Genomic DNA, 23628 nt, shown 5'->3' with positions numbered 1-23628 from the left:
CAAATTTAAGGAGAAAACATGCAAAGACGTTCTTTCCTAAAAGGCACCGGAGCAGCTCTAGCAGCAGCTGGAACAGCTCCTAGCCTATTTGGTATGGAGCAATTTGAGGTGGATTTTAACCCAAAATCCTATAAGAACGAGGAAAATGTAGAGTACCACTACCTAACCTGTCCTAGAAACTGCCGCGATGCCTGTTCGATGATCGCTGAGATCAAAGACGGCAAAATGGTAAGCATAAAAGGAGATCCAAAGCACCCACTAACGCAAGGCACAGTCTGCGTCAAGGGTCACACCTATGCCATGCACCTATATAACGCTGACCGCATCATGCACCCTATGAAAAGAGTCGGTAAAAAAGGCGAAGGGAAATGGGAGAAGATAAGCTGGGATCAAGCCTTAAAAGAGATAGCTGCAAAGCTAACTGAGATAAAAGAGAAATTTGGCGGCGAAGCCTTGACCGAGTTTGTCTACTCTGGCAATGAAGGACATATCTCAAAAACTATCGCACCAGGAAATTTCTTTGAAAAATATGGAGCCACAAGACTTGTTAGAAACCCTTGTGACTGGCCAAGATACGCGGGCACTCCTAGCGTTATAGGTACTGACTTCTCAAAAGATGCACTTGAGATCGATGAGAGCGATATGTACATTAGCTGGGGATCAAACGAAGCTTATACGGCCGTACACTGGATAAGATTTGCTCACCGTGTTAAAAAAAGAGACGGAAAGATCATCGTTATAAATACGATAAGAATTCCTCTAGCAAACCAAGCTGATATGTTTATCCAGCTAAAACCATCTAGCGACCCTGCATTTTGTCTAGCGGTCTGTAAATTTTTAATAGAAGAAGATCTATATGATCATGAATTTGTGGAAAAATACACAACAGGCTTTGAAGATCTAGTGCACGAGTGCTCACTCTACACCTATGGCGAACTATCTGAGATGTGCGGAGCAAGTGTGGATCAGATCAAAGTTTTTGCTAGAGAGTACGCCCACGCAAAAGCACCAGCTATCATGCACGGCGACGGCGGACAAAGACACTTTAACGGAGCAAGACTTGTTCGTGCGGTTACATTTTTACCAGTTTTAACTGGCGCCTTGACAAAGCTTGGTGGCGGACTATTTTGGGCATATGTGCATGTAAAAGGCTGCTTTAATTTCGACAACTGCATGCCAGATCTCTCTCCAAAAGATAAAGATGGCAAAAAGATAGAAAGGCAGCAAGTAAGCTATATAGAATTTGGTAAAGGCATACAAAAAGAAAATCCAACATATCTTGACAAGCCTATAAACACAGTCATTAGAGCATGCATCAACTACAACTCAAATTTAATGGTAACCGCACCAAATACAAATTTGATCAAAAAGCGTGTAATGGACGATGACTTCTTTTTGGTTGTAATTGATCCTTACGAAACAGATACCTGTGACTATGCTGACTATGTTCTACCTGGTGTTACATTTATGGAGAGTGAGGATATCCAAAACGACCAAATTTCTGGATACGTCTGCTACAACGCTCAAAGTGTAAAACCTCTTGGTGAAGCTAAGACAAATTTAGAGTTCTTTAACGCTCTTGCAAAAGCGATGGGCTATACAGAAGAGTGCTTTAACTGGGATAGTGAAACGGTTTGCAGACGCTTTTTGGATACAGAATTTGCCAAAAAACAAAACATCACCTATGAAAAACTAAAATCAGTCGGCTGGATCAAACCATTTAGAACACCTGAAACGATGAAGGATCAGTTCCCATACTACCCTTATGCACCAAAAGACAAACTAGTTTTTGGCACAAAGAGTGGAAAATGCGAGCTTTACTCACAAACCTTTAAAGACGCAGGATATCATCCGGTAATAGACCTTGAAACTGACTGGGACTACTATGAAAAGAGCAATAAATTTGGAAAAGACTATCTCAAAAAATATCCGCTTTATTTCATGACGCCAGGTACTCAGCTCCAAGATAACTCAAACTGGGGCAATATGCCTTATATCTTAAAAAGGGTTATCGTTAAAGGCAATGCTGAGCTATTTATGACACGTGAAGACATGGAAGCACGCGGTATCAAAAACGGAGATACAGTTGAGGCAACAAACGAAAAAGGTACAGCCGTCTTTACAGCAGTCGAGACAAATCAAATGAACCCAGGCATAGTCTATGCGTGGAACAACATCTGGGTAAAAGTGACAAAATCAAGAACTGGAGCAAATATACTTTGCTCTGACGGCGTTAGCGATCTAGGAAATGGCTCAACTTATACAGCTAGCTTTTGTGAAGTAAAAAAAGCAGCTAAACAAGAGATGTAAAGGGGTCTAAGATGAAAAGAAAACAAGGTTTTTTATTTGATTATAACTTTTGTATAGGCTGCAAGGCTTGCGAAATTTCATGTCAAGTCTATCACAACCAAGATCCAGACATCAACTGGAGACATGTTGATGGCCTTATGATACATGAAGATGGCATAGAAAAAGAGATCTTTATAACTCACTCTTGCCACCACTGCGACGAGCCAGCCTGTATGGATGTCTGCCCAGTTGGAGCATATATCAAGCTAGAAAATGGTGTCGTACAGCCACTTCATGATAAGTGTATAGGCTGTGGATACTGCTTGATGGCTTGCCCTTATGGCTCTATCACAAAAGGTAAAGACGGTAAAGCTCAAAAGTGCAATCTCTGCGCTGAAAAACTTGAGCGTGGCGAAGAGCCAGCTTGCGTAGCAGGCTGTCCGTGTGGAGTACTAAAACTAGTTGATAGCAACGTTAGCGACAGCGCTGGTATGCAAAAAGAGATGCCAGGCTTTAAACACTTCTTTACCAAGCCAAATATCCGCTTTTATCCAAGAATGAAGCGAAATGATTTCATACACTAAAGAGTAAAAGATGGATAAGGTCAAAGAAAAGCTTAGCGTTAGCCTTAGTGTTGAAGACTTTTTAAGGCGATTTTTCTTAGTAGAGCTTAGAGAGCAAAATTTAGATGAGCTCATAAGCATAAGCCTTAATTTTAGTGATAAATTTAAAAATCATGACTTCATACTTTGGCTAAATAAGTGTAAAGATGATCTAAATTTGCTAGACGAGCTAAGATATGAATTTAATAGGCTATTTGTAGGGCCAAGACACCCAAAAGCTGAGCCATACGAGTCGGTTTATTTTGATTATAAAACGATGTTTGGCGAAAAGACTATGCAGGTGCGTGGCTTTTATAAAAGCTCTGGACTAAAGCTTAGTAAAGAGCAGTTTGATAAATTTCCAGATGATTTCATAGGATACGAGCTGCAATACCTTTACTTTCTAAGCTTCAATGCCTTACAGGCAGACGAAAAAGAGAAAATGGATGAAATTTTACGTAAAAAATATGACTTCATCCGCACTCATCCGTTTGAGTGGTTTTATAAATTTAGTTCTCGCTGTAAGGAGGCTACAAATTTAGAAGCCTATGTGAGCTTTGCTGATTTTTTAAATTTATATCTTGAAAACGAGATAGAGCAGTCAAGAGCTCTTCTAACTTTTAAGAGTTAAAGGATAGATAATGGAACAAACAACTTGGGGATGGCTCATAGTCATATATCTGTTTTTGGGCGGTTTAGGTGCTGGGGCATTTTTGTGCTCGGCTTTAGCCTATAAAGGCTTTTTGGGCAAGCTCGATGAGAAATTTTACAAATTTGGATTTTTGCTAGCGCCAGTAGCGGTCATAGTTGGAACTGTACTTTTGCTATTTGACCTAGCACCAAGTGCGGCGATCAATCCAGCTAAGATCATAGGTCTTTACACAAGACCAGTTTCTATAATGAGTATCGGCACATATCTTCTAACATTTTTCATAATAGTTAGCGTGCTCGTGCTTTTACAAGTTAAAAAAGGTGGCAAAATTTGCGATATGATGCTTAGTTTTGGCTCGCTACTTGCAATTGGAGTGATGGGTTATACTGGACTACTTTTGTATGTTGTAAAAGCGATCCCACTATGGGCAAGCATATGGCTACCGATACTATTTACTATTTCAGCCATATCAACAGGTCTTAGCGCAAACGCTATATCTGTGCTAAGTGGTGGCGGCATTTTGAGCCACGAGTCGCATAAATTTCACACTATTTTGGTGGCACTTGAAATTTTTGCCCTCTTGATGCTATTTGCAAGCGTTAGAAACGAAGCTGCTGGCATGGCTAGCATAACCAAAATAGTATCAGGCTCTCTAGCACCGATGTTTTGGATAGGCTTTATAGTGCTTGGTCTTGCACTGCCATTAATTGGCGGCAGTAAATTTATGCTACAAAGATGTGGCGTGACAAAAGATGGAGCAGTATGCGGATGTAGCGAAGGCATCAAAAGCTGTGTATATAATGAGTATGGTGTTTTAGTCGGCGGTTTTTGCCTAAGAGCATTTATCGTTCTCGGCGCGGTTTATATATTTTAACTCCTCCTTCCTGATACTGGTCGGATGAAAGTCCGACCTTTAAATTTTAACTTTAAATTGTGTTTTTTTCGATAGACCACCAAAAGAGACACAACATTGCATAATTCTTGACTTTAAATATTGTGGGTAAAATTTAACCACATTTGATAGATTATGATATTAAATTTGGTAGCAGACATCATAGCTCGTTAAATAGCTATTTTCTATCAAATATACAAGACTTTAATTCTTGATAAATATTCATATCTGAAGCCACTAGCTTTGATAAATTTATTTTAAAATTCTCGGGATTTATATGAGTTGAAATTGAGCAAATACTTTTGATCAGCGAAAATTGTGATTTAACATCTGAGTTTATTAAATCTGTAAAATTTTGTTTGTATTTAACTTCATCAAAGTTTTTTTGATTTACTGCACAATATTTTCTCAACACCTCTTCATCAAATAGGTAGTTTTCGATTTCCCACCTTTTCATTACTCTAAATCTTTCATTCTGATTAGCTAAATACTCTTGTCTCTCTTTTTCTGATACTAGCTTTCCTGATGCCATATCTCTATCTTTAAAAACCCAAATTTCCATATTGGGAAACACCTTGCCTAATATCGCTAATGCAATGCTGCTTCTTTGATCCAACTCTGTATTTCCACCGCTAGAGACGAAAACAGTATCTGGATACTCTGCATTAAAAATATTATTTAAAACTTGAGCGTCAAGCCCTCTTTCAGAGCCATCCCCTCTAGGTTCATCTCGCCCTTCGCAATAAATAATTCTATTAGGAGCTATTAATCCAGTTAAGTCATCTAGAGCTGTACTGAAAATAGATTTCCATGTTGTTCTATTATTTGCAACAGGGGTCAATGTTATAGCTTCTGAAGCAAATTTCATATTATCTTCAAATTGAATAACTTGACATTTCCCAGATAGCTCTTCTTGAAATGCCCGTAAAAAACCGATACTGTGAGTCGCGATCCAAATTTGCCCTTCATCGCCTATTAGTTTTTCTATCTCAATCATTAATTTTTTTTGAATCGATGTATTAATATGTAACTCAGGCTCATCTAATAGAAAGATAGAGTTTTTATATTTCTCTCTTCTTAAAAATAAATCTAATAAAATATCAACAACTTCCTTTTCTCCGGCAGAGAGACTATCAAATGAGAATGTTATATCTGAATCTGATTTTTTAAAATTTAGCGTACCGTTATTTTGTGCCACATTTCCCAAACTAACAATTTCTAAATCTAAACAGTTTTTTATAGATTGATTTAATAAGCCTATGACTTTAATCTTAGCTTCAGATGGCTTAATATCTTCTCTTTCCATAATTTGGTTATAAAATCCCAATAATCTTCTATAATTATCCTCTACCTTGCTGTCTAAATTTAATGAACAGCTTGCTCCATCGGAATTGTTTTCAATAGGATCTACTGCTCTAATCTCGCTAATATTCAAACTAGTGTTGTAACGATACGGACTTCTGAATGAAAAAATAATTTTCCTATTATTCTTATAGAAATCATGATCACTATATAATCTGCTATTGTTAATGATATTGCCCTCATCATCTAAATATTCAATCGATATTAATTGAAACGCATTCTTATTGTCTGTTCTATAGAATATTTCCGGTATACTACCGCTCCCAATGTTCCCACCATAACTTCCTCCGCATGCAATAAAAGCATCCAAAACACTACTTTTACCGCATCCATTAGTACCAACCAATGCGATTATTTTCGCTGGCTTATTGCATAAATCTAAAGTTAGATCCTTAAATCTTTTAAAATCTTTTATATTTACCTTTGATATTTTCATATTCAGTCCATTTTAAGAAGATATTAATTATTCACAAAATTGCTCAAAATTTACACCAATTCTTCCCCGAAAAATAGCTTACCACATATTACACTGCTCCGTCTGGCTCCATGGCAACCTGCGTCCAGAGAATCTTCACCAGCGATCAGGCTTCGCGGAGTCTGCTAAATTTATGATGCCGAGTGCCGATGCCTTTTTGATGAGTCTATTTTACTCTTGCTTTTATAGCCTTTCTGACCTCTATTTTGTATGCATTTAGTGCCTAGGCTACCTTACCTGCTTTCGTCGGTGTAGAATATGCTGGCAGTTTTAGAATTTACTCTTTCATTTTTGCTACTTTTGGTAATAACATTATAACAAAATGGACTTTAAGCAACTTGGTAAAAATTATTTGGCAGATATCAGTTCGACAATGAGCGAGGGATTAAATACTATGTTTTAGATTATTTTTAAAATAAGCCGCCCAAAAGACGGCTTAAATTTTATCTCTCGAAAATAAAAATTTTATTCACGCCGTTCTCTCTGGATGCGACGTAGAATTTGTCCTCTTTAATAGCGAGCGCATGGGCATCGCTCGTACCTTCAAAGCTATAAACCTCCACGATCTTTCTGCTACGTGGATCGAGCTTTAGGATGCTTGAGTATTGCTTTGAGAGCAGATAAACAAACTCGCCTTGCGCATCCATACCCGTGACATAGTAGTCATTTATCTCTCTGCCCTCTTTTACGCCAAGACTCTCATCAAAGCTCGGAATAAATTCTGTAGACAAAAGGTTATCGCTATCACTAAAACTAGCAATACTCCAACTTTGCTTTATGTCATCTGGCACGCTTGCTATAAAAAATTCGCCGTAGAAGTCAGAGTGATCCCAAGAGAGAATATACTGCTGTTTTGCGCGAACTGTGTAGTATCTGTCCTTAAAATCAAGACTAAATTTATCATAGCCATCATGCAAATATCTCCACGCCTTATTTGCATCATCCTTACTTTGATCTGGTATAAATTTGAAAAATTCATACGTTTTGTTGTAGCTAATCAGCCCAAGAGAACCTTTAAAAAAGCTTGCACCAACCGTATCTTCCATCTGTATGATCCAATCAGGCGTGCTTCTTAGATAGCTTTTTATCTGATCTAAATTTTCATCCATAGAGTAAAGCTCAAATTTTAGAGTGCCAACCAAAAAACTTTTGCTCTCCTCATCATAGTCAAGACCTGTAACTGGATTGCTATTATTTAGTTTTAGCTCTATTTGTCCAGCTTTTTTTAAAGGAGTTAGATTTGTAACTGCACCATTTGTTGCATTTAGATCAAACTCTCCACCAAACGCCAAGCAAGTGCAAAGTGTTATTAAATTTAAAATTTTCATTACATATCCTTACTTTGGTAAATTTGGTAGTTTTGGATTCCAGCTTTCGCGAAAATCTATCTCATGTTCATCCCAGTGATCAAGCTCCCAAAACCACTTTGACGGATCGATGCTCATGCGCGAAGGCGTCGCGGAGGCTAGATAGGGCGGCGGGCCTGCGGTGATAAAGGCCTGCACGCAGTTAAAAGCCATAATGATCGCAAAGGCCGCAACTGCAACTTTGCCTAGCGCAAATTTGGGTAAAACCGCGCCGTATGCGCCCTCTTCGCTTTTTTGTATTATTTTACCTACGTTTTTGCCTAGCAGTAAAATCACGCCCAAAAATATAATGACGCAAAAATGCACCACTACGACCCAAAACTGCGTGTGTGCGCCTAAAATTTCGAGCCCGAAGCCCTGCTTTATGTCGAGGTATCCTCCGCCCGTGCCGTCTAGGCTGTAATGCAAAAAGCCGTCGTAAAGCCCAAGGCACGCTAAAAAGAGGATTGCAGCGAGGTATTTGACCTTAAAGCCGTATCTAACGATAACTAGCGCCATAAACGAGATCGCTACCATGCAAAATCTCTCGTGCCAGCACATGATGCAAGGACTATCGCCCATACCAAAGCCCAAAACAAGGCATGCGATACCTACGGGCAAAGCGATGAGAGCGAGGGCAGCGAGGGCAAAAAGGTTGAAAAATAGCTTCTCATCTTCGCCCCAACCTGCAGAAATTTCGGAGCTACGAGCAGAGTTTTGGGATATTTTATCTTGTATACTTTCCATCGCTCGCTCCTAAAAATTTCCCATCGGCACGACGGCGAATTTATTCACCCACGCCATCATAATGACGAGTATCGCGATACCCGCGATACCAAAGCCCATAACCGCGCGCTTTTTCTCAGGTCTAAACCACAGAAAAAGACTCGTGACGAAAAACATCGAAACCATAAGAAATTCCATGTTTTCTCCTTCGTTTTGAAATTTAATATCGTAAAATATTAGGTTTTTATTTATTAAATATACATTAAAAATTATATTTTTACAAGTATAAATATATTTTTTATTATATTTTTATGCTATTAAAATATATATTACTAATAATTTTTTTATATTAAAGCTTATTTTAAACTTATTTCAGGAGTGTTAATTTGATTTTGCTCTTGTAGGTTTGTGTAATTGAAATTAATAAAGAGGTTTTATAAGCAGTAAGACGAAGTCATAGCTAAAAATTTACTTAACTTGTCTTGAGTTAAGGTGATTTTTCACAATTGCTTTTTATGCTAGCAATAGTTTATTGCCAAAGTAGTGCTAGTATAAAAACCCAAACAGCCAAAGTGGAATTTTATTTCTCACCCCGACTTCAATATCATCTGCTGCTATAAAAGAATTTGGCATATTCTTAATCTGCTCAAAACCTTTTTTGGCTCCACCTATTTCAAAGGTAAATTTATTGCCAACCATAAAGTCACCATTTTTGCCTGAGTAAATTTCGGTGATATTTCCAAGCTGATTGGCAAAGAATGTCTCTCTAATATTTCCTATATCAGGGCTGTTTATATACATTAAATTTGTATTTTCAAGGTAAATTTTATCCGCCTTATCCATATTTTTTATAGCAAGCTCGTTTTTCATTAAAAGCCTTATAAGTCCAGCACTATCAAGCATAGCAAGATACTCTTTTAGCGTCCTATCATCCCTTATATCAACAAGCGATTTTAGGCTTGAGTAGTTTGGTTGATATGGGACGTTTGTGCTTATGGCATGAGTTAAGATCTTTAGCTTTCTTGCCGTATTGCCATTTAAATTTGGATATATACTTAAAAGATCGCTATCTATCGTAGCTTCTATGCTTTGCCTTAGAGTCTGATAAAAGGCAGTATCATTTGGCATATCATTATAGTATGGGTAGTAACCTACTTTTAGATACTCTCTAAAAAGTTTAATAACTGCTAGATCTTTTTGCTTTAAGGCGTTAATGATATCAACAGCTATCTCCTGATGATTTGTAAGTAAATTTGTAAGCTCAACCGCTTCTAAATTTATACCATACCTTAACCCTAGATACTCCTTAAAACTCATTCCATTCATCTTATATACGATCGCTCTTCTACTTAGATCATGAGAGCTTTTTAATACTTCAAGAGCAGATGAGCCTGTGGCTACTATGTTTAGATCTTTAAAATTATCATAGGCAAATTTTAATACTGCAGATATATCTTTACTCTTATGAATTTCATCCAGATATAGATGTTTTCCGCCATTTAGCACAAACTCTCTTATGATCGAGGTTATATCATTTGATATCTCTATGTCATCTAAACTTAGGTAAAGACTGTCTTTGTTTTTACTAGCTAGCTGAGCCAATGTAGTTGTTTTGCCTATTCCTCTTTGCCCAAGGATAACGATAAGTCTATGAGATAAGTCCTTAGAATCTATAAAATATCTTTTAAATTTATGGTTGTTTAATCTTATAAGGTCATTGCTCTTTAAAAAAAGTTGATCTAACATAGTTTATCCCTGAATTATGTAATATAATACAATTATATCATAAAAATATATGTGATAGACTACAAATATGGTTGATCTTAAAAGCCTAAACGCTTCTTTATTGTAAATGGCTATATACATTTACAATAAAAAGCACTCACTCTTCCCCTCCTTGATAAAAATTTACCTCCTCAACTAGATCCTTTAGAATTTTTGGAGTTACTGGCTCGCCATAAGTGTTCATGGTGATCTTGTATTGTTGTTCGTGCCCTACAAGAGCAGCTATATGTTCAACCCTCTGGCCACTTTGGATGAGCTTGTTTATGAAAGTATGTCTAAATGAGTGAAATGTCCTTGTTTTATCACTATCTTTTATAACTTGAGTATTGATCTTCTTTCTAAAATATTCAGAGAAGTCTTTATTATCACAGCTAAATAGCCTAACTGCTTTGCTGCATTTCCTAGCTAGCTTCTTTTTATTCTCTATAAATTCAAATAGCCCAATGCTACTTAGCTTAGAGTGGATAGGAACTATCCTTGCAGAGTTTCTGGTCTTTAAAGTCTTGCTCTTACCTGTTTTTACATCTACTTTTGTATTTAAACTAAAGCATACTATGTTATATTTTTCGACTATGTCATCTGTGTTTAACTGTATTATCTCATTTAGTCTCATACCAGAGTAAGCTGCTATATGAGTAACGAAAAATAGCTCATCTTTGTTAATTCTTTGACTTTTGGTATCACCACTTGATCTAATCTTACTAATAATATCCAAAAGTGCATTTACATCACTATCTTCATAAGGGTTTTTATTTGTAACGTCATCTTGGTTTAAATTTATTTGTAGATCTGTAGCTGGATTCTTATCTATATAGTCGCTATCATAGCAGTATTTAAAAAACTCACTAACTCTAACAATATACTTCTTGATAGTTGATTTAGAAATTTTTGGCCTATCCTTTGCTAAAGCTATGACCTCATCTAGGCTCTTATCTTTATAGAGACTATTTTGAGAGAGCTTGGTTGGTAGTTGTAGTAAGACATTCCTAAAATTTAGCAAGTCATCTCTTTTTATTTTTTTGATATCTAGCTCATCGCCAAATTTCATAGACATTAGCCGTCCTACATGTCTAACAAGACCAAATGTGCTATCACTCCAGTTGTTTGAAATGCTTTTGTTTGATACATAGTTTTCAAAAGCACTCTTTAGCGTGACCATGCCAGCCTTACTCTCATTTTTAGTAGTTGAGTCTAGCTGTGATATAAAGCTTTTAGCTCTATTTGAGAAGAGCTTTTGAAAGAAATTTATAGCTTCATTAAAAGTCATGTTACTAGCATCACTTGTATCATCTATCGCAAGATCTTTAGCCTCAATGTTATTTAAAACTATGCCTTTATCTTCATATTTATCTGCCCTATATAGCTTCACCTGACCACCAAAGGTAGGATCATTCAAATTACCATATCCAAATTTTAGATCTTCACTTAGCTCATTGTCTCCATCTGGCGATAACTCACAACCAAATATTCTTAAGATATCGTTTTGTGTGAGTGCACCCTTTTGTTTTGCTAGCTCATTTATAGCATCTCTTAGCTCACAAACAGAGTGCTTTAAGGACTTTTTAGTAAAAGGCAGCACCAAATCCTGCTTTTTTAAAGTCTCTATGTCATCTTGATAGCTATCTATGTTAGCCTCTTTAACGCCTTTTGCTATCTCGTCTTTAGTATTATCATCTAAATTTGCACTCTTGTGCTTTTTACCAAGTGGTACAAATATCTGTTGCTTATCATTTAGTAGCTTTTGGTTTTTGCACATTTTATATGATATGTGATTTATGTTATCTATCGTTGCTTCAAGCACTCTTTTGCCAAGAAGCTTTTTGGTGTGAGAGTCAGTACAAGATAGCTTTTTGCAGATATCATCAATCTCTTTTGATATTACACTGGGCAAGCTATCTTCTTTTAAACTCTGTTTTAAAAACAAATTTAGTGATAGTAGTCCATCTAAATTTATATATCTGCCAAGCATATCATGCTCTTTGATACTTTTGGCCTCCTTGGCTTTTAAAAGCATAAGCACCAAGTGCTCTATAAGTTCGCTGCTCAAATTCATCTTCCATGCCTTTTTGATCGCGTTAAAAATTATAGAGTAGATCTTAGCACGATTTTTTGCTGTATCAAAGCGTTTTGTTAGGAAGGAGGTTATGTATTCGGTTTTATTACCAAAATAAGGCCTCAGATATAGTGGGATGGCTACTCTAAAGTAATATATGCCATTTCGCTTGACTAAATATTGCATCTTTGTTACCTATGCAATATAACTTTGTAGCAAAATGTAGCAGATACCTAGTGTGAAACTGGCTGTGTGCCGTCTTTTTGGTGCTTACACAAGGTTTATTTTTAAACCCTCATAAGCCGGAGGTCGGGAGTTCAAGTCTCCCCCTTGACACCATAGATGTCCTACTTATCGATACTTTAACTGCCATTTTTGCAGTTTCCCTTTCTTTAAGATTTCCTAAAAGTATGGTACAGTTTTTATAAAAAGCGGTACATTTTTTCAGGATTGTTTTATTTTACAAAATGCTTTCTATAAATGCTTTTATTTTTTGCTGATTAGATAAAATTTTACCTCAAGTAGACATCTTCATAGTCTCGCAGCTGATCTTTAGCAACCTTTGGGTTTTCTAGACGCTCACTTAGCTTCTTTTTAAACTGTACTTTTATGCTATTGTCAAGCTTTTGCCACTCTTTTAAAGCGCTTGGTAGAAATTCTAACTCATAGCTCATCTAAGCTTACTTTTACTGGTTTTTCACCACTTGCTAAAGCAACATCTACTGCTTTACTTAGATGATACTCTTCTATTATCTCTGCCATTTTTTCATAGACAGAGCTGGGTACTAGATAGGCGCTAGGGACATTGTGGTTTAGTATAGCTACAACATTATCTCCAGCTTGTTTTAAAATTTGAGCTGGAGATTTTTTTAGCTCGCTTATGCTAGCTGTAAAATTTGCTTGTATGGTTTGCATTTTTATCCTTTATTTAATACCTAAAATAATACTAAATAAGATATAAGAATAGTCTTAAATCTCATGCTTTGAAATTTACCCCTATTCATTTTCATACGATACCATCTCTACTTTACTCTTTAGTGTGTTTGCATTAATGGCTTTGGCGTAAATGTTTAGCAAAATTTTATACTGCAAACTTACTATAATAAGGCAATTAAATACAAGTTTTGTGTTGTATAAAGAAAGAAAATCGGAGCAAGAAATTCCTCTCCGATTTATGATTAAAATTTAAGCTGTTTTGATCTCTTGTAGTCTATACCATGCTATGATTTGTAAAACAAATGCTACAATCAACAAGATGTAACCAATGATTATAAATAAAGTAATAGTTCCAACAACCGAACCTATAAAATAGTAGAGGAAAAATTTATCGCCAGATATGTTTGAAAGCTCGTTATAGACTTGAAATTCTTTGAAAAATGCATAAATCATACCTACAACGCCCGCTAAGCCTAAAATGACGCCAAAAATAGCACCTGTCCCACCAGCATTTGCATAGCCAGAGCCCATACCAGCAAAGCCTAATGCTCCAGTTATCGCGCCGATTGAGATCAGGATAGTCGATGCTACTGCGACAACTAGATATAAGATATAGTTTTTCTTTAGTGTAGGACTACCGACTTTATCTGATAGCTTAAATATAGCAAACAACATACATAAAAATCCAGCGATAAAAAAGATAAATCCAATGAATGGGATAATGCCCAAAATAGGCAATGCAGAACCTGCTAATCCCAGCGTTCTAATAGTAGATAAATCATTGCTTTTAATATCAAAATTTATGTTATCTAAATTTAGATTCATGGATTTTGCTTTTGTGAGATAAATTTGTTTTGCAGTTTGTCCATCCGCGATAAAATCAACCTCATCGCCTTGTTTTAAAACTATGGCAGCTCCATCTTTTGCCACAGACGCTACGTCTTCTTGTAGATAAGTAAAACGCTGATCATCAGCATTTAATATTATGCCAGGAGCTAATACAGTTCCTTTCATGTTTGTTCCTTTAAGATTAAGATAAAAACACTTATTATAAATTTGTTAAACAAAGTGTTGGCTTAAGTTTATAAGGCATAAAAGATAATTTTATAGAAACTAAATAGTGTAGAGGGATTATGTATATTTAAGCAGTGACTACTTTGTAGCATTAGCTTCTCCTTTTAGTATAACTGGCGACAAAAGAACTTATATAATAGGTAAATTTCTAATTAAATTTTTGAAAAGCAATTAATCTAATTGCAAGAGTTTCAGGCTAAAAAGTGGATTATGTTTTTAGGCATTGACTCTTTCTCATTCTTTCCTCTCCCCAACCATCTCTATAACACTATCATCATATATCTAAATAAAACAGCAATATAGATACTACTAGAGCTAACTGATCACAATTGTGATAAAGAAAGTAGCTATAAAGTATCTTGAATAGGCAAAGAAAGCTATCATGTTATTTATGATAAAAATTTAATAGGAAATAGTTTTTAAATTTTTGGATTTGCGACGTAGTTGTAAATTTGAATAGTAAATATTTTAAATTTTTTATCTAGCTTTTGCCACTCTTTTAAAGCACCTGGTAGAAATTCTAACTCATAGCTCATCTAAGCTTACTTTTACTGGTTTTTCGCCACTTGTATAAATCTAAATTTGTGTCAAATAATAATTTTTTAAATAATAAGAAATAGCGAAGAGCAAAACTCTTCGCATAATTGATTATAGGTGATCTTCTGGTGCGGTTGTTGGCATAAAAAATGTAGTTGGGGTAAGATCAAGTGTATCACCTGATGGATTAGTAGCTTTTGCCTCCACTGTGTGATAATCTTGCATAGAGTCTTTATAATCAACTTTTGCCTCTACGCTCCATCTACCATTCTCGTCAGCTCTTGTTGTTAAAACTTCCTGTATATCAACTGGAGTTCTTTGATTAGTCATAAAGTCAAAGCCATGATGTTTAACAACTAATGTTATCTCAGCATTTGCTTCTGCTGTGCCCTCAAATGTTGGCTTTCTATCACCATCAACAGGTCTATAAACAGGACTATAATCACCTTGCACTTCTGTTAGATCACTAAATTCATCATCATATATGCGCTCTATTGAGAATGCACCGTTTTTTGGTGTATAGTTTTTAGGTATATTTGTAAAACTTTCATTACCAGCAGGATCAAATACCTGTGTTGTGAAAGAGTACTCACCAGGCACAAAGTGCTCTGGAAAACCATCACCCATTGTAGATTTATCTACTGTAAAGTTACCATTATCGTCAGCTTTTACCTTACCTTCAAAAACTGTATGAGTTCCACTATCTTCTATTTTGCCTATTTTTACATTTATTTCAGAATTTGGCTCAGTCTTACCACTCATTGATGGCTCAGGATCACTATCGCTCATAGAAATTACATTTTTTCTTATAATGTTATGTGGTAAATCTGTCCACTCTACTGTTGGTTTAGTTGTATCAATGGTAATCTCAGCTCCTGTGCTGCTAAGGCTTCTCTCGCCATCTACAACAGCCACAGTTGTGATAGTGTGCTTTCCATCAGGAAGGTCATTTTGCACTACATACTCCCAAGTGCCATCATCATAGGCTCTTGTTTCATCTATCTTATTGCCATTGTCATAGATTTCAACTATTGATCCAGCTTCTGCTGTTCCTTTAATAAATGGTCTATTGTCATTTGATAGATCACCTATTACATCAGCATTCCATTTGCCACCATACTTGCCATCTATTATTGTTGTGATTGCTGGAGTTGGAACATTGCTGGTTGGATATATCGCATCAATAGCAGCTGCAAGGTTGTCAAGTGTAACTGCACCACCTACACCTGTTTGAACTGGGGAATTTGCGCTTGCTTGAGATGAGAGGTTGTTAAAATTCGCATTTATATTTGAGTAGTGCCCACCCTGAGCAAAGCTAGCAGCACCAAGACTTACGCCGTCACCTCCAGCGTTTCCACCTGCTTGGTTTCCACCAGCTGCAGTTTCTTCTAAACCAGCTAGGCCTTCACCACTTAAGATCGCTTTTTGAAGTGAAGTTATATCTGCTGTTGTTTGAGAATTTTCACTAACACTTTGGTCTAAATTTATTGAGTCTTTACCTATTAGGCTTATCTCTTTTCCGTCTGCTTTTGCTATTACTACTTTTGCGTCAGTTGATTCAGTGACTATCTTTTCTCCTTGATATACTATGTCACCTACTTTTAACTCTCTGCTTTCACCTGTTAGGCTTACAGCTTTTACGCTTCCTTGCGTTACATTTTTTACTACACCTATTTCCTTTGACATGTGTCTCCCTTTTTTAAATTTTTTCCTAAATTTAGCGATTTTATCAAAATCAAACCATTGTACTTTGGTACAGTTGTGACATATTTATGACTGGGAATTTTGTAAATTTAGATTTTGTGAGGGTTTGAAATAGTTATAAAATTTTGGATATTGCAAAGAAATTTATATCAAATTCCTTTGCAAAATTGGATTTACTTCACAAAAAACTCTTGTGCTAGCTTTTTATCTTCAGGCCTAATAATAAATTTCTCATTAGCGATGCTAACTTCAAATTCATCATCTTTGCTAGCTTTTGTATAAGCTAGCGCGAGCCTTGCAGCAAGCTCTTTGTCGGCTTTGCTAGCGTTTTTGCTTATGAAGCTAACAGCTCCCACGATGTCATCACTCTCTTTAAATTTAACCTGCTCAAATTTATCATTTGGGTGAGCCAAAAGTGCGTTATTATCGCTCTCATCACGTCCTATTATCATTTTAGCACCATCTACCAGGCGCAGATGCCTACCAAGTTTTAGCCACGTAACGTCGATATCTCGCATCTCTTTATCAAATTTCAAGTAGTCTTTTATCTTTACAGCAAAGCTCTCAATAGTAAGCAAACACCCGCCTCCAGGCGTTGCAAAGTCCTCAAAGCCAAATTCCTTCGCCAAAGCAAGCTGCGGCTTTCTATCGCGCCCGCTTATGTCAAGTAGCTTCTCTCTATCGACCCAGCCCTCGCGCTCTGGCTTAGTTGGCGGCAAGAGCTTAGCACACATCGGACGAAGCACTAGATCATCCTCGTCATCAGCTAGGCGCTTGACCTGAAAGAGTGCGTCTCTGCGCTGGCTCATCGGCCTTTGTCCTACGACTTCGCCTGTGATTATAAAATTTGCATTTTCGTTTTTTAGCATATTAAGAGCTGTTTTAAACATATATCCGTGGCAGTCGATGCAAGGGTTAAACTGCTTGCCGTAGCCGTATTTTGGGTTAAAGAGCACATCGCGAAGATACTCGTTTCTCATATCAACCACCTTTAGGCTAGCCCCAGCCAAGGCTGCACGGCGCCTTAAAACTTCATGCTTCTCCTCATCCACGCCAAATCCAGTATCCATATAAAGTGCGACCACTTCGATGTTTTGATCGCTTATTATTTTCATAGAGAGCATGCTATCAAGCCCTCCGCTAAACAAAGCTAAAGCCTTCATTTTTATCCTGAAAGTAAAATTTAAAGCCTAAATTTACTAAATCTAGGCTTTTATGAAGTTTATTTAGCAGCGTTAATTATGATTTTTTTGATCACTTCGCTTGCGGCTTTTAGGCTGCTAACTGGCAGGTACTCGTAGACCGAATGAAAGTTGTTTGCCCCTGTGAATAAATTTAGCGTTGGCACGCCCTTTGCAGAGATCGCAGCGCCGTCATATCCGCCACGCATAGGCTTTATGTTTGGAGTGATATTTAGCTCGCTAAAGGCATCTTTTGCAAGTTTTATCGGGAGCGAATTTTCATCTTTTAAAAACTTAAAGACGTTTTCATAGCGTGTTGTTAGCGTGATCTCACAGCACTCTCCATAAATTTTGTTAAAAGAATTTGCCATGTCGTTTAAAAACTCAAGCCTTTTTTGAAATTTTGGCTCGTCAAATTCTCTTATGTCGATCTTTAGCGTCGTTTTTGCGCTGTTTCCACTAAGCTCTTTTACCCAGAAATACCCCTCTTTGCCCTCAGTGCACTCTGGCACTTCGCCGCCTGGTAAAAGCGAGATAAATTTATGCGCTAAAAGCAGCGAATTTACAAGCTTGCCCTTTGCGTTCATTGGATGAGCCGAAACGCCTTTAAATACCATCGTGCAGTCAGCCGCGTTCCAGTTTTCATATATTAGCTCGCCTATCTCACAGCAGTCTAAGCAGTAACCAAAGTCAGCTCCAAGCAAATTTACATCAAGCGCTTTTGCACCGAGCAAGCCCTGCTCCTCATCAGGCACGAAGCAGATCACGATCTTGCCGTGCTTTACATCAGGATTTTGCATGAAAAAGCTAGCCATATTTACGATACTAGCGATCGCAGCCTTATCATCGGCACCAAGCAAACTAGTACCATCAGTCACGACTATGTCGTCGCCCTCGTACTTTTTAAGCTCTGGATTGTCGCTAAATTTAAGATAAATGCCCTGCTCTTCGTTTAAGCAGATGTCGCCGCCTGTGTATTTTACTATCTTAGCTTTTGTGTCGTTTTTTTGCTCGCTACTTGTATCTAAGTGTGCAAAAAAGGCGATACTTGGTGCGTTTTCGCAGTTTGCAGGAATTTTTGCTATCAAGATAGCGTTGTCTTGCAGAATGATATCTTTGATACCAAGCGAGCTAAGCTCATCTTTTATAAAAAGAGCCAGCTCGTACTCGGTTGGATTAGAAGGCATAATGCCTTTTAATCCATTCTCTTTATTTGTCGTGGTGTTAAATTTCGTATAGTTTAGAAATCTCTCTACGATATCCATTTTTCATCCTTTAGATGACAAAAAATGCGATCGCCACGACAGAGATAAACATACCTAAAAATGTCCTTTTTGCAAGCTCAACTGGGCTAACCATAGCGATACCAGCACAAACGATAGCAGCACCTGCTATTGGAGAAGCAGAACGTCCGAGTGAGCCAGCGATGGCTGCAGCCATACCAAGCTTATCTTGCTCAAAGCCAAGTGCAGCGGCATTTGTTGTAACAGCTTCGTTAAATGCAAATGTAGCAGCGTCACCTGAGCCCGTAACTATACCCATGATAAATGGTACGAATGTTCCACCAAATTTAACATAGCTTTGATCTGTTTTTAGCCATGCGATGACCACATCAACAGCTCCGCACGCCTTTAGACCAGCGACAAAGACGCCAGCTGCGATGATGATACCAATAACATCAGCGTAAGCGTGACCCATGCCATTAAAGAACTCTTTTGTGATCTTTTGTGGGTTTGTAAGCGTAGCAAAGATAGCTATGATCGCACCAAGTATCATCGCTTCAGCAACGCCCATCTTTGTCCACGCAAGAAAACTATAGTCTTTTGCAAGGCTTGTTCCGCCAATAACCAAGATGACAAGTGGGACAAGTGGCATAATAGCGTAGATAAAATTTACCTTGAAAACTGATTTATCTTCGTTTGTAGCACCATTTTCAAGAGTAAAATTTGTATTTTTTTGGTAGTCTTTAAAAAGTATCGCAACAATAGTTAGTGTAATAACTACAATAATAAGAGCTGTAAATGCACTAGGAATTTGCACTTTTATGACATCTTGAACAGTGTAGTTTGCAACTGTCTTTTTAACAAGATCGGCTACGTATACGTTGTGCGCAGAGCCTGGGCTTAGAACTGAGCCAAATGTACCCGCAAAAACAGCCGCACCAGCCATCGCAGGGCGAACACCAGAGGCCATTAGAAGCGGTATAAGCGTCGCACCAACAGCAGCAGAGCAGCCAGCAGCTGAAGGGATGGCGATATTTATAAAATAAGTTAGCACTGTTGTTGCAGGGATTAATATAAATCCTACGTTTTTAAGTGGCTTTGTAAGAAGCCCAACAAGGTGCTTATCGCACATTGTGTATTTCATAACGAAAGCAAAACCCATACTAGCACAAATCGCTTTTATAAGCCCTGCTTTAGTCATATAGTCAGTAAAAGCACTTAATGCCCCCATAGGTTTTAGTGCGATTAAACAAAGCACCAGACCAACACCTATTAGCACCGTTCTTGTCTCTTTTTTTAAGACAAGAAGTGCTACAACTGCAACGATGCCAAGAATGGCAGCAATGAGTTTGAATGATTCCATACCTCTCTCCTTGTTTAGATTTTAAATTTGCTTTTAGTTGCTATTTTTTCTATCTCTTTTTTATATTCAAGCTTTAAGATGTCGCTGTGTCCGATGACCTCAACCTCGCTACCTTTTATAACTAGAGCCGTGCCCTCAGGCAGTGCGTAGATGGTATCGTTTGGATTTGCTATCAAAAACTCCTCTAGCCTCTCCTCTCTACTCTCGCCGTTATGGCCTGCTAGCTTACCACTTATAAAGTGTGGGTTTATTTGATAAGGGAAGATATTTAGACTATCAAATGACTTTGGCATGATGATAGGCATATCATTTGTCGTCATCATCGTCTTGCCAGCGATGTTTGCACCAGCTGACCAGCCAAAGTATTTTGTGCCGTTTGCCACTGCTTCTTTTATGGGTTCAACTAAATTTAGCTTATAAAGCGTGTAAAGCAGCATGAAGGTATTGCCTCCGCCAACTGCGATACTGTTAGCGTTTTTGATAGCTGAAATTTTATCCTCGTAGTGGTGGATCGACTTTATATTTTTATTTTTTAGGCGGTCGATCACCTTTTGCTCGTATTCGTCATTACTTAGCCTAACTCCAGCATAAGGGATAAATAAAATTTCCTCCTTGCCGCTCTCACCCAAGAAGTCCTTAACCCAGTTTTTGCAGTGTCTCAAGTAGCCAGTATCTTGGTAGCTTGAAGCGCTGATTAGTAAAGCATTTTTCATTTTTTAGCTCCATTTAGTTTGTAAGCAGCCCTTAGATAGATATCAACCCCAGCGACCAAACACTCCTCGTCAAAGTCAAATTTGCTGTTGTGATGTCCTGCTTTTAAATTTGTGCCGATCATCATATAGCCGCTCTTTGCGCCCCTATCTTGCAAAGCTCTCATAAAGTGAGCGAAGTCCTCGCAAGCGCCAAAGTCAAGCTCTTTAACGATCTTATCATCATCTATAAATGGGCTCTCTTTTGCCGCTTCATAGAAAATTTCAGTCACCTCTTTGTCGCTATTTGCCCCGCTTGTGCCCCCAGTCATCACGACCTTGCTCTCGACGCCATAAATTTCACTCACACCTTTTACGATATCCATGCATTTTTTATACATAAACTCATTTAAATTTGTATCTTCGCCCCTTGTTTCGCAGGCTAGATAGCCGTTTGGTGCGATGACGTTTCTGCCCTCGCCTGCTCTTAAAACGCCTACATTTATCCTAGTCACACCCTTTGCGTGCCTTGTGATGCCATGCATATTTAGAGCCATTTGAGCTGCGGCTAAAAGGGCATTTGCTCCCTCCTGCGGCGCTCCTGCTGCGTGGGCTGAGCGACCAGTGATATGCACGTCAAATTTAGAAGTTGCAAGCAGTTTGTTTGTGCCACAAACTATGCCCCCATTTGTTTCTGCTTGAAAGCCGATGTGTCCGCCAAGTAGATACTCGATGCCCTCAAGCACGCCAGCAGCCTCCATAGCCACGGCGCCCCTTGTGCCCTCTTCTGCTGTTTGAAATATAAATTTAAATTTACCGTTAAACTCGTCTAAATTTTTAGCGATCAGCTTTGCAAGCGCTAGACCCATCGCCATGTGTCCATCGTGCCCACAAGCGTGCGTGATACCAGCGATATCTGAGCCAAAGCCCTCTTTGCAAGGTCTATGAGCAGCCTCTGCGCTCTCTGTCACATCAACGCTATCAATGTCAAATCTAAATGCACTAAATTTACCAGGCCTTTTTGTGTCGATGAAGGCTGTCAGCCCAGTTAGGCCATCTTTCATGCATTCAAGGTATTTTGCCTCGTCAGGATTTAAAAGACTTTTTGCCCGCTCGATCGCCTTTTGGCACTGCTCTTTGCTGCCAACTCCAAGCCTTGCATCGCTCTTTACGACCTCTTCGCCAAGCTTCACTTCATATCCTAGCTCGCTAAGCCTTTTTGCCAAAACTGCGGTCGTAAAAAATGTAAACCAGCCAGTTTCTGGGTGCGAGTGAAAGTATCTGCGATCTTTGATCATATCCTCTTTTAAAGATAGTGCTAATTTTGCTATTTTGTCCATGACTACTCCTCGTTTGAAAGTCTTATTAGTGCGTTTGTTAAAATTTTAGTTGCGGCTACTGCGTCTTTGAAATTTATCGCCTCTTTGACGTTGTGGCTGATACCATCCACGCAAGGGATAAAGAGCATGCCAACGCTACTTGCACTTGCAAGCTTTGTTAAATTCATCGCATCATGCCCAGCCCCACTTGGCAAAGTAAGCGTTTTTATGCCAAGCTTTTTGGCTTCATCTTCAAGTAAATTTATGGCGTGTTCGCTTAGTTTTACTGGCTCGTCGCTACTTAGCTCTCTTATCTCGTAGCTAAATTTAAGCTCATGGCTTAGCTCATCCACAAAATTTCTAAGCTCTAAATTTAGCTCCTCTAAGCTAGCCTTATCGATATCTCTTAGATCAACGCCTAGCCTAGCCTCGCCTGGCACGACGTTTAAAACGCCTGGTTTTGCATGCGCGTAGCCAACGGTTGCGACAGCTGTTTTTTTATTTTTGGCAAATTTATTGGCTGCGATTATGATGTGTGAAGCGGCAAGCAGAGCGTCACTACGCATATTCATAGGAGTTGCGCCGCTATGATCAGCCTTGCCCTGTATTGTGATCTCAAATCTAATTGGCGCTGCGATCCCGCTTACCACGCCGACGCTTATGCCGCTTCGCTCAAGCACTGGGCCTTGCTCGATGTGAAGCTCAAGATAGGCGTGTAGGGAGTTTTCTTTTAGGATGGCTTCATCTAAATTTTGTGGTTTAAACCCAGTCGCACTCATCGCCTCAAAAAGCGATATGCCATCTTCATCTTTTAGCTCATGAAGTCTTTGCTGGCTTAGTTTGCCGCTTATTATCTTGCTGCCGATAGTCGCTGTCTTAAAGCGGCTTGACTCCTCACAGCTAAAATTTATGAGCCAAAGTGGGCGCTTTAGCTTGATGCCAGCCTCTTTTATAGAGCTTAGCGCTTCAAGGCCAGCCATGACGCCAAGTGTGCCGTCATAAAAGCCGCCATTTGGCACGCTATCTATGTGAGAGCCCACGCAAACTGGCTTTGCTCCCACCTCGCAGCCATCATCATAGATGGCGTAGATGTTGCCGACATTGTCAATTTTAAGTTTAAAGCCATTTTTTTCTATCAAATTTATAAGAAATTTTCTTGCTTCAAGGTCCTCTTTGCTAAAGGCTAGCCTTGTCAGCCCACCACCTTTTAGCGCTCCAAACTCGCTTATAGCGTTAAAATTTCTCTCAAATCTTTTAGCGTCTATCATCATAAATCCTTAAAATATAAAGCCAATCTTAAAAAGATTTATTACTTTAAGCATTTTACATTTTGTTTTATGATTTGAAGCTGAAAAAGTGTGAGTTTTTAAATTTTAGGCTCTGTGTGCTAAAAGTATTGCTAGATAAGGAAAAAACAAAA

The 23628-nt window shown here is 38.2% G+C and carries 20 protein-coding genes; 4 read left to right on the top strand and 16 right to left on the bottom strand.

Annotation, left to right across the window (positions count from 1 at the left end):
* The first annotated feature begins 18 nt into the window (after nucleotides 1–18).
* Genes CVS91_RS05390 through nrfD form a run of 4 tightly spaced genes read left to right on the top strand, consistent with a single transcriptional unit; the run spans nucleotide 19 to nucleotide 4417 of the window.
* On the top strand, nucleotides 19–2310 hold the full coding sequence (locus CVS91_RS05390) for a molybdopterin-dependent oxidoreductase (RefSeq protein ID WP_107830837.1): 2292 nt from the start codon (nucleotides 19–21) through the stop codon (nucleotides 2308–2310).
* 11 nt (nucleotides 2311–2321) lie between these two features.
* Nucleotides 2322–2873, top strand: coding sequence for a 4Fe-4S dicluster domain-containing protein (locus tag CVS91_RS05385; protein ID WP_107830835.1), 552 nt, complete (start codon nucleotides 2322–2324; stop codon nucleotides 2871–2873).
* Between the two features lie 10 nt (nucleotides 2874–2883).
* Nucleotides 2884–3522 carry a molecular chaperone gene (locus CVS91_RS05380; RefSeq protein WP_107830833.1) on the top strand — a complete coding sequence of 213 codons (639 nt, stop codon included), beginning with the start codon at nucleotides 2884–2886 and terminating at the stop codon, nucleotides 3520–3522.
* Nucleotides 3523–3532: 10 nt separating this feature from the next.
* Complete coding sequence (gene nrfD / locus CVS91_RS05375) at nucleotides 3533–4417, top strand: NrfD/PsrC family molybdoenzyme membrane anchor subunit (protein WP_107830831.1); 885 nt, start codon at nucleotides 3533–3535, stop codon at nucleotides 4415–4417.
* Between the two features lie 196 nt (nucleotides 4418–4613).
* On the opposite strand, the gene CVS91_RS05370 is transcribed toward nrfD, so the two are convergent.
* The 16 genes from CVS91_RS05370 to CVS91_RS05300 form a co-directional block, all read right to left on the bottom strand.
* Nucleotides 4614–6233 carry an AAA family ATPase gene (locus CVS91_RS05370; RefSeq protein WP_107830829.1) on the bottom strand — a complete coding sequence of 540 codons (1620 nt, stop codon included), beginning with the start codon at nucleotides 6231–6233 and terminating at the stop codon, nucleotides 4614–4616.
* 482 nt (nucleotides 6234–6715) lie between these two features.
* The gene (locus CVS91_RS05365) at nucleotides 6716–7600 is read right to left on the bottom strand and encodes a hypothetical protein (RefSeq protein WP_107830827.1); all 885 of its coding nucleotides are present in this window, start codon (nucleotides 7598–7600) and stop codon (nucleotides 6716–6718) included.
* 9 nt (nucleotides 7601–7609) lie between these two features.
* Nucleotides 7610–8365, bottom strand: coding sequence for a disulfide bond formation protein B (locus tag CVS91_RS05360; protein ID WP_103610936.1), 756 nt, complete (start codon nucleotides 8363–8365; stop codon nucleotides 7610–7612).
* A gap of 9 nt (nucleotides 8366–8374) precedes the next feature.
* Nucleotides 8375–8542, bottom strand: a complete 168-nt coding sequence (locus CVS91_RS10195; RefSeq protein ID WP_159071398.1) for a hypothetical protein — start codon at nucleotides 8540–8542, stop codon at nucleotides 8375–8377.
* Between the two features lie 348 nt (nucleotides 8543–8890).
* On the bottom strand, nucleotides 8891–10090 hold the full coding sequence (locus tag CVS91_RS05355) for an ATP-binding protein (protein WP_107830825.1): 1200 nt from the start codon (nucleotides 10088–10090) through the stop codon (nucleotides 8891–8893).
* A 136-nt stretch (nucleotides 10091–10226) separates the two neighbouring features.
* Entirely contained in the window at nucleotides 10227–12368 is a 2142-nt protein-coding gene (locus CVS91_RS05350; RefSeq protein WP_107830823.1) for a tyrosine-type recombinase/integrase, read from the bottom strand.
* A gap of 326 nt (nucleotides 12369–12694) precedes the next feature.
* Complete coding sequence (locus CVS91_RS05345) at nucleotides 12695–12856, bottom strand: type II toxin-antitoxin system RelE family toxin (protein ID WP_234409674.1); 162 nt, start codon at nucleotides 12854–12856, stop codon at nucleotides 12695–12697.
* Nucleotides 12846–13097, bottom strand: coding sequence for a type II toxin-antitoxin system Phd/YefM family antitoxin (locus tag CVS91_RS05340; RefSeq protein ID WP_103568906.1), 252 nt, complete (start codon nucleotides 13095–13097; stop codon nucleotides 12846–12848). The genes CVS91_RS05345 and CVS91_RS05340 overlap by 11 nt, the downstream gene beginning before the upstream one ends.
* 270 nt (nucleotides 13098–13367) lie before the next feature.
* Nucleotides 13368–14132 (bottom strand): DUF996 domain-containing protein, encoded by a 765-nt coding sequence (locus CVS91_RS05335; RefSeq protein WP_107830821.1) that lies wholly within the window; start codon nucleotides 14130–14132, stop codon nucleotides 13368–13370.
* Nucleotides 14133–14840: 708 nt separating this feature from the next.
* Complete coding sequence (locus CVS91_RS05330) at nucleotides 14841–16415, bottom strand: retention module-containing protein (RefSeq protein ID WP_107830819.1); 1575 nt, start codon at nucleotides 16413–16415, stop codon at nucleotides 14841–14843.
* 191 nt (nucleotides 16416–16606) lie between these two features.
* Nucleotides 16607–17596: an argininosuccinate synthase domain-containing protein gene (locus CVS91_RS05325; protein WP_107830817.1), complete on the bottom strand. Its 990-nt coding sequence runs from the start codon at nucleotides 17594–17596 to the stop codon at nucleotides 16607–16609.
* Between the two features lie 59 nt (nucleotides 17597–17655).
* On the bottom strand, nucleotides 17656–18879 hold the full coding sequence (pepT, locus tag CVS91_RS05320) for a peptidase T (RefSeq protein ID WP_107830815.1): 1224 nt from the start codon (nucleotides 18877–18879) through the stop codon (nucleotides 17656–17658).
* Between the two features lie 10 nt (nucleotides 18880–18889).
* The gene (dcuC, locus tag CVS91_RS05315; RefSeq protein WP_107830813.1) at nucleotides 18890–20200 is read right to left on the bottom strand and encodes a C4-dicarboxylate transporter DcuC; all 1311 of its coding nucleotides are present in this window, start codon (nucleotides 20198–20200) and stop codon (nucleotides 18890–18892) included.
* 14 nt (nucleotides 20201–20214) lie between these two features.
* A complete protein-coding gene (pepE, locus tag CVS91_RS05310) occupies nucleotides 20215–20913 on the bottom strand; it encodes a dipeptidase PepE (protein WP_107830811.1) in 699 nt (232 codons plus the stop codon).
* Entirely contained in the window at nucleotides 20910–22229 is a 1320-nt protein-coding gene (locus CVS91_RS05305; RefSeq protein WP_087583470.1) for an amidohydrolase, read from the bottom strand. The genes pepE and CVS91_RS05305 overlap by 4 nt, the downstream gene beginning before the upstream one ends.
* Nucleotides 22230–22231: 2 nt before the next feature.
* Nucleotides 22232–23476, bottom strand: coding sequence for a M20 family metallo-hydrolase (locus tag CVS91_RS05300; RefSeq protein WP_107830809.1), 1245 nt, complete (start codon nucleotides 23474–23476; stop codon nucleotides 22232–22234).
* Nucleotides 23477–23628: the final 152 nt, after the last annotated feature.

The organism is Campylobacter concisus (assembly GCF_003048985.1).
In the GTDB taxonomy this organism is placed as follows: Bacteria; Campylobacterota; Campylobacteria; order Campylobacterales; family Campylobacteraceae; genus Campylobacter_A; species Campylobacter_A concisus_AY.
Note: the sequence above shows the minus strand (reverse complement) of the source record. Positions and strands in the feature narration are given on the sequence as shown.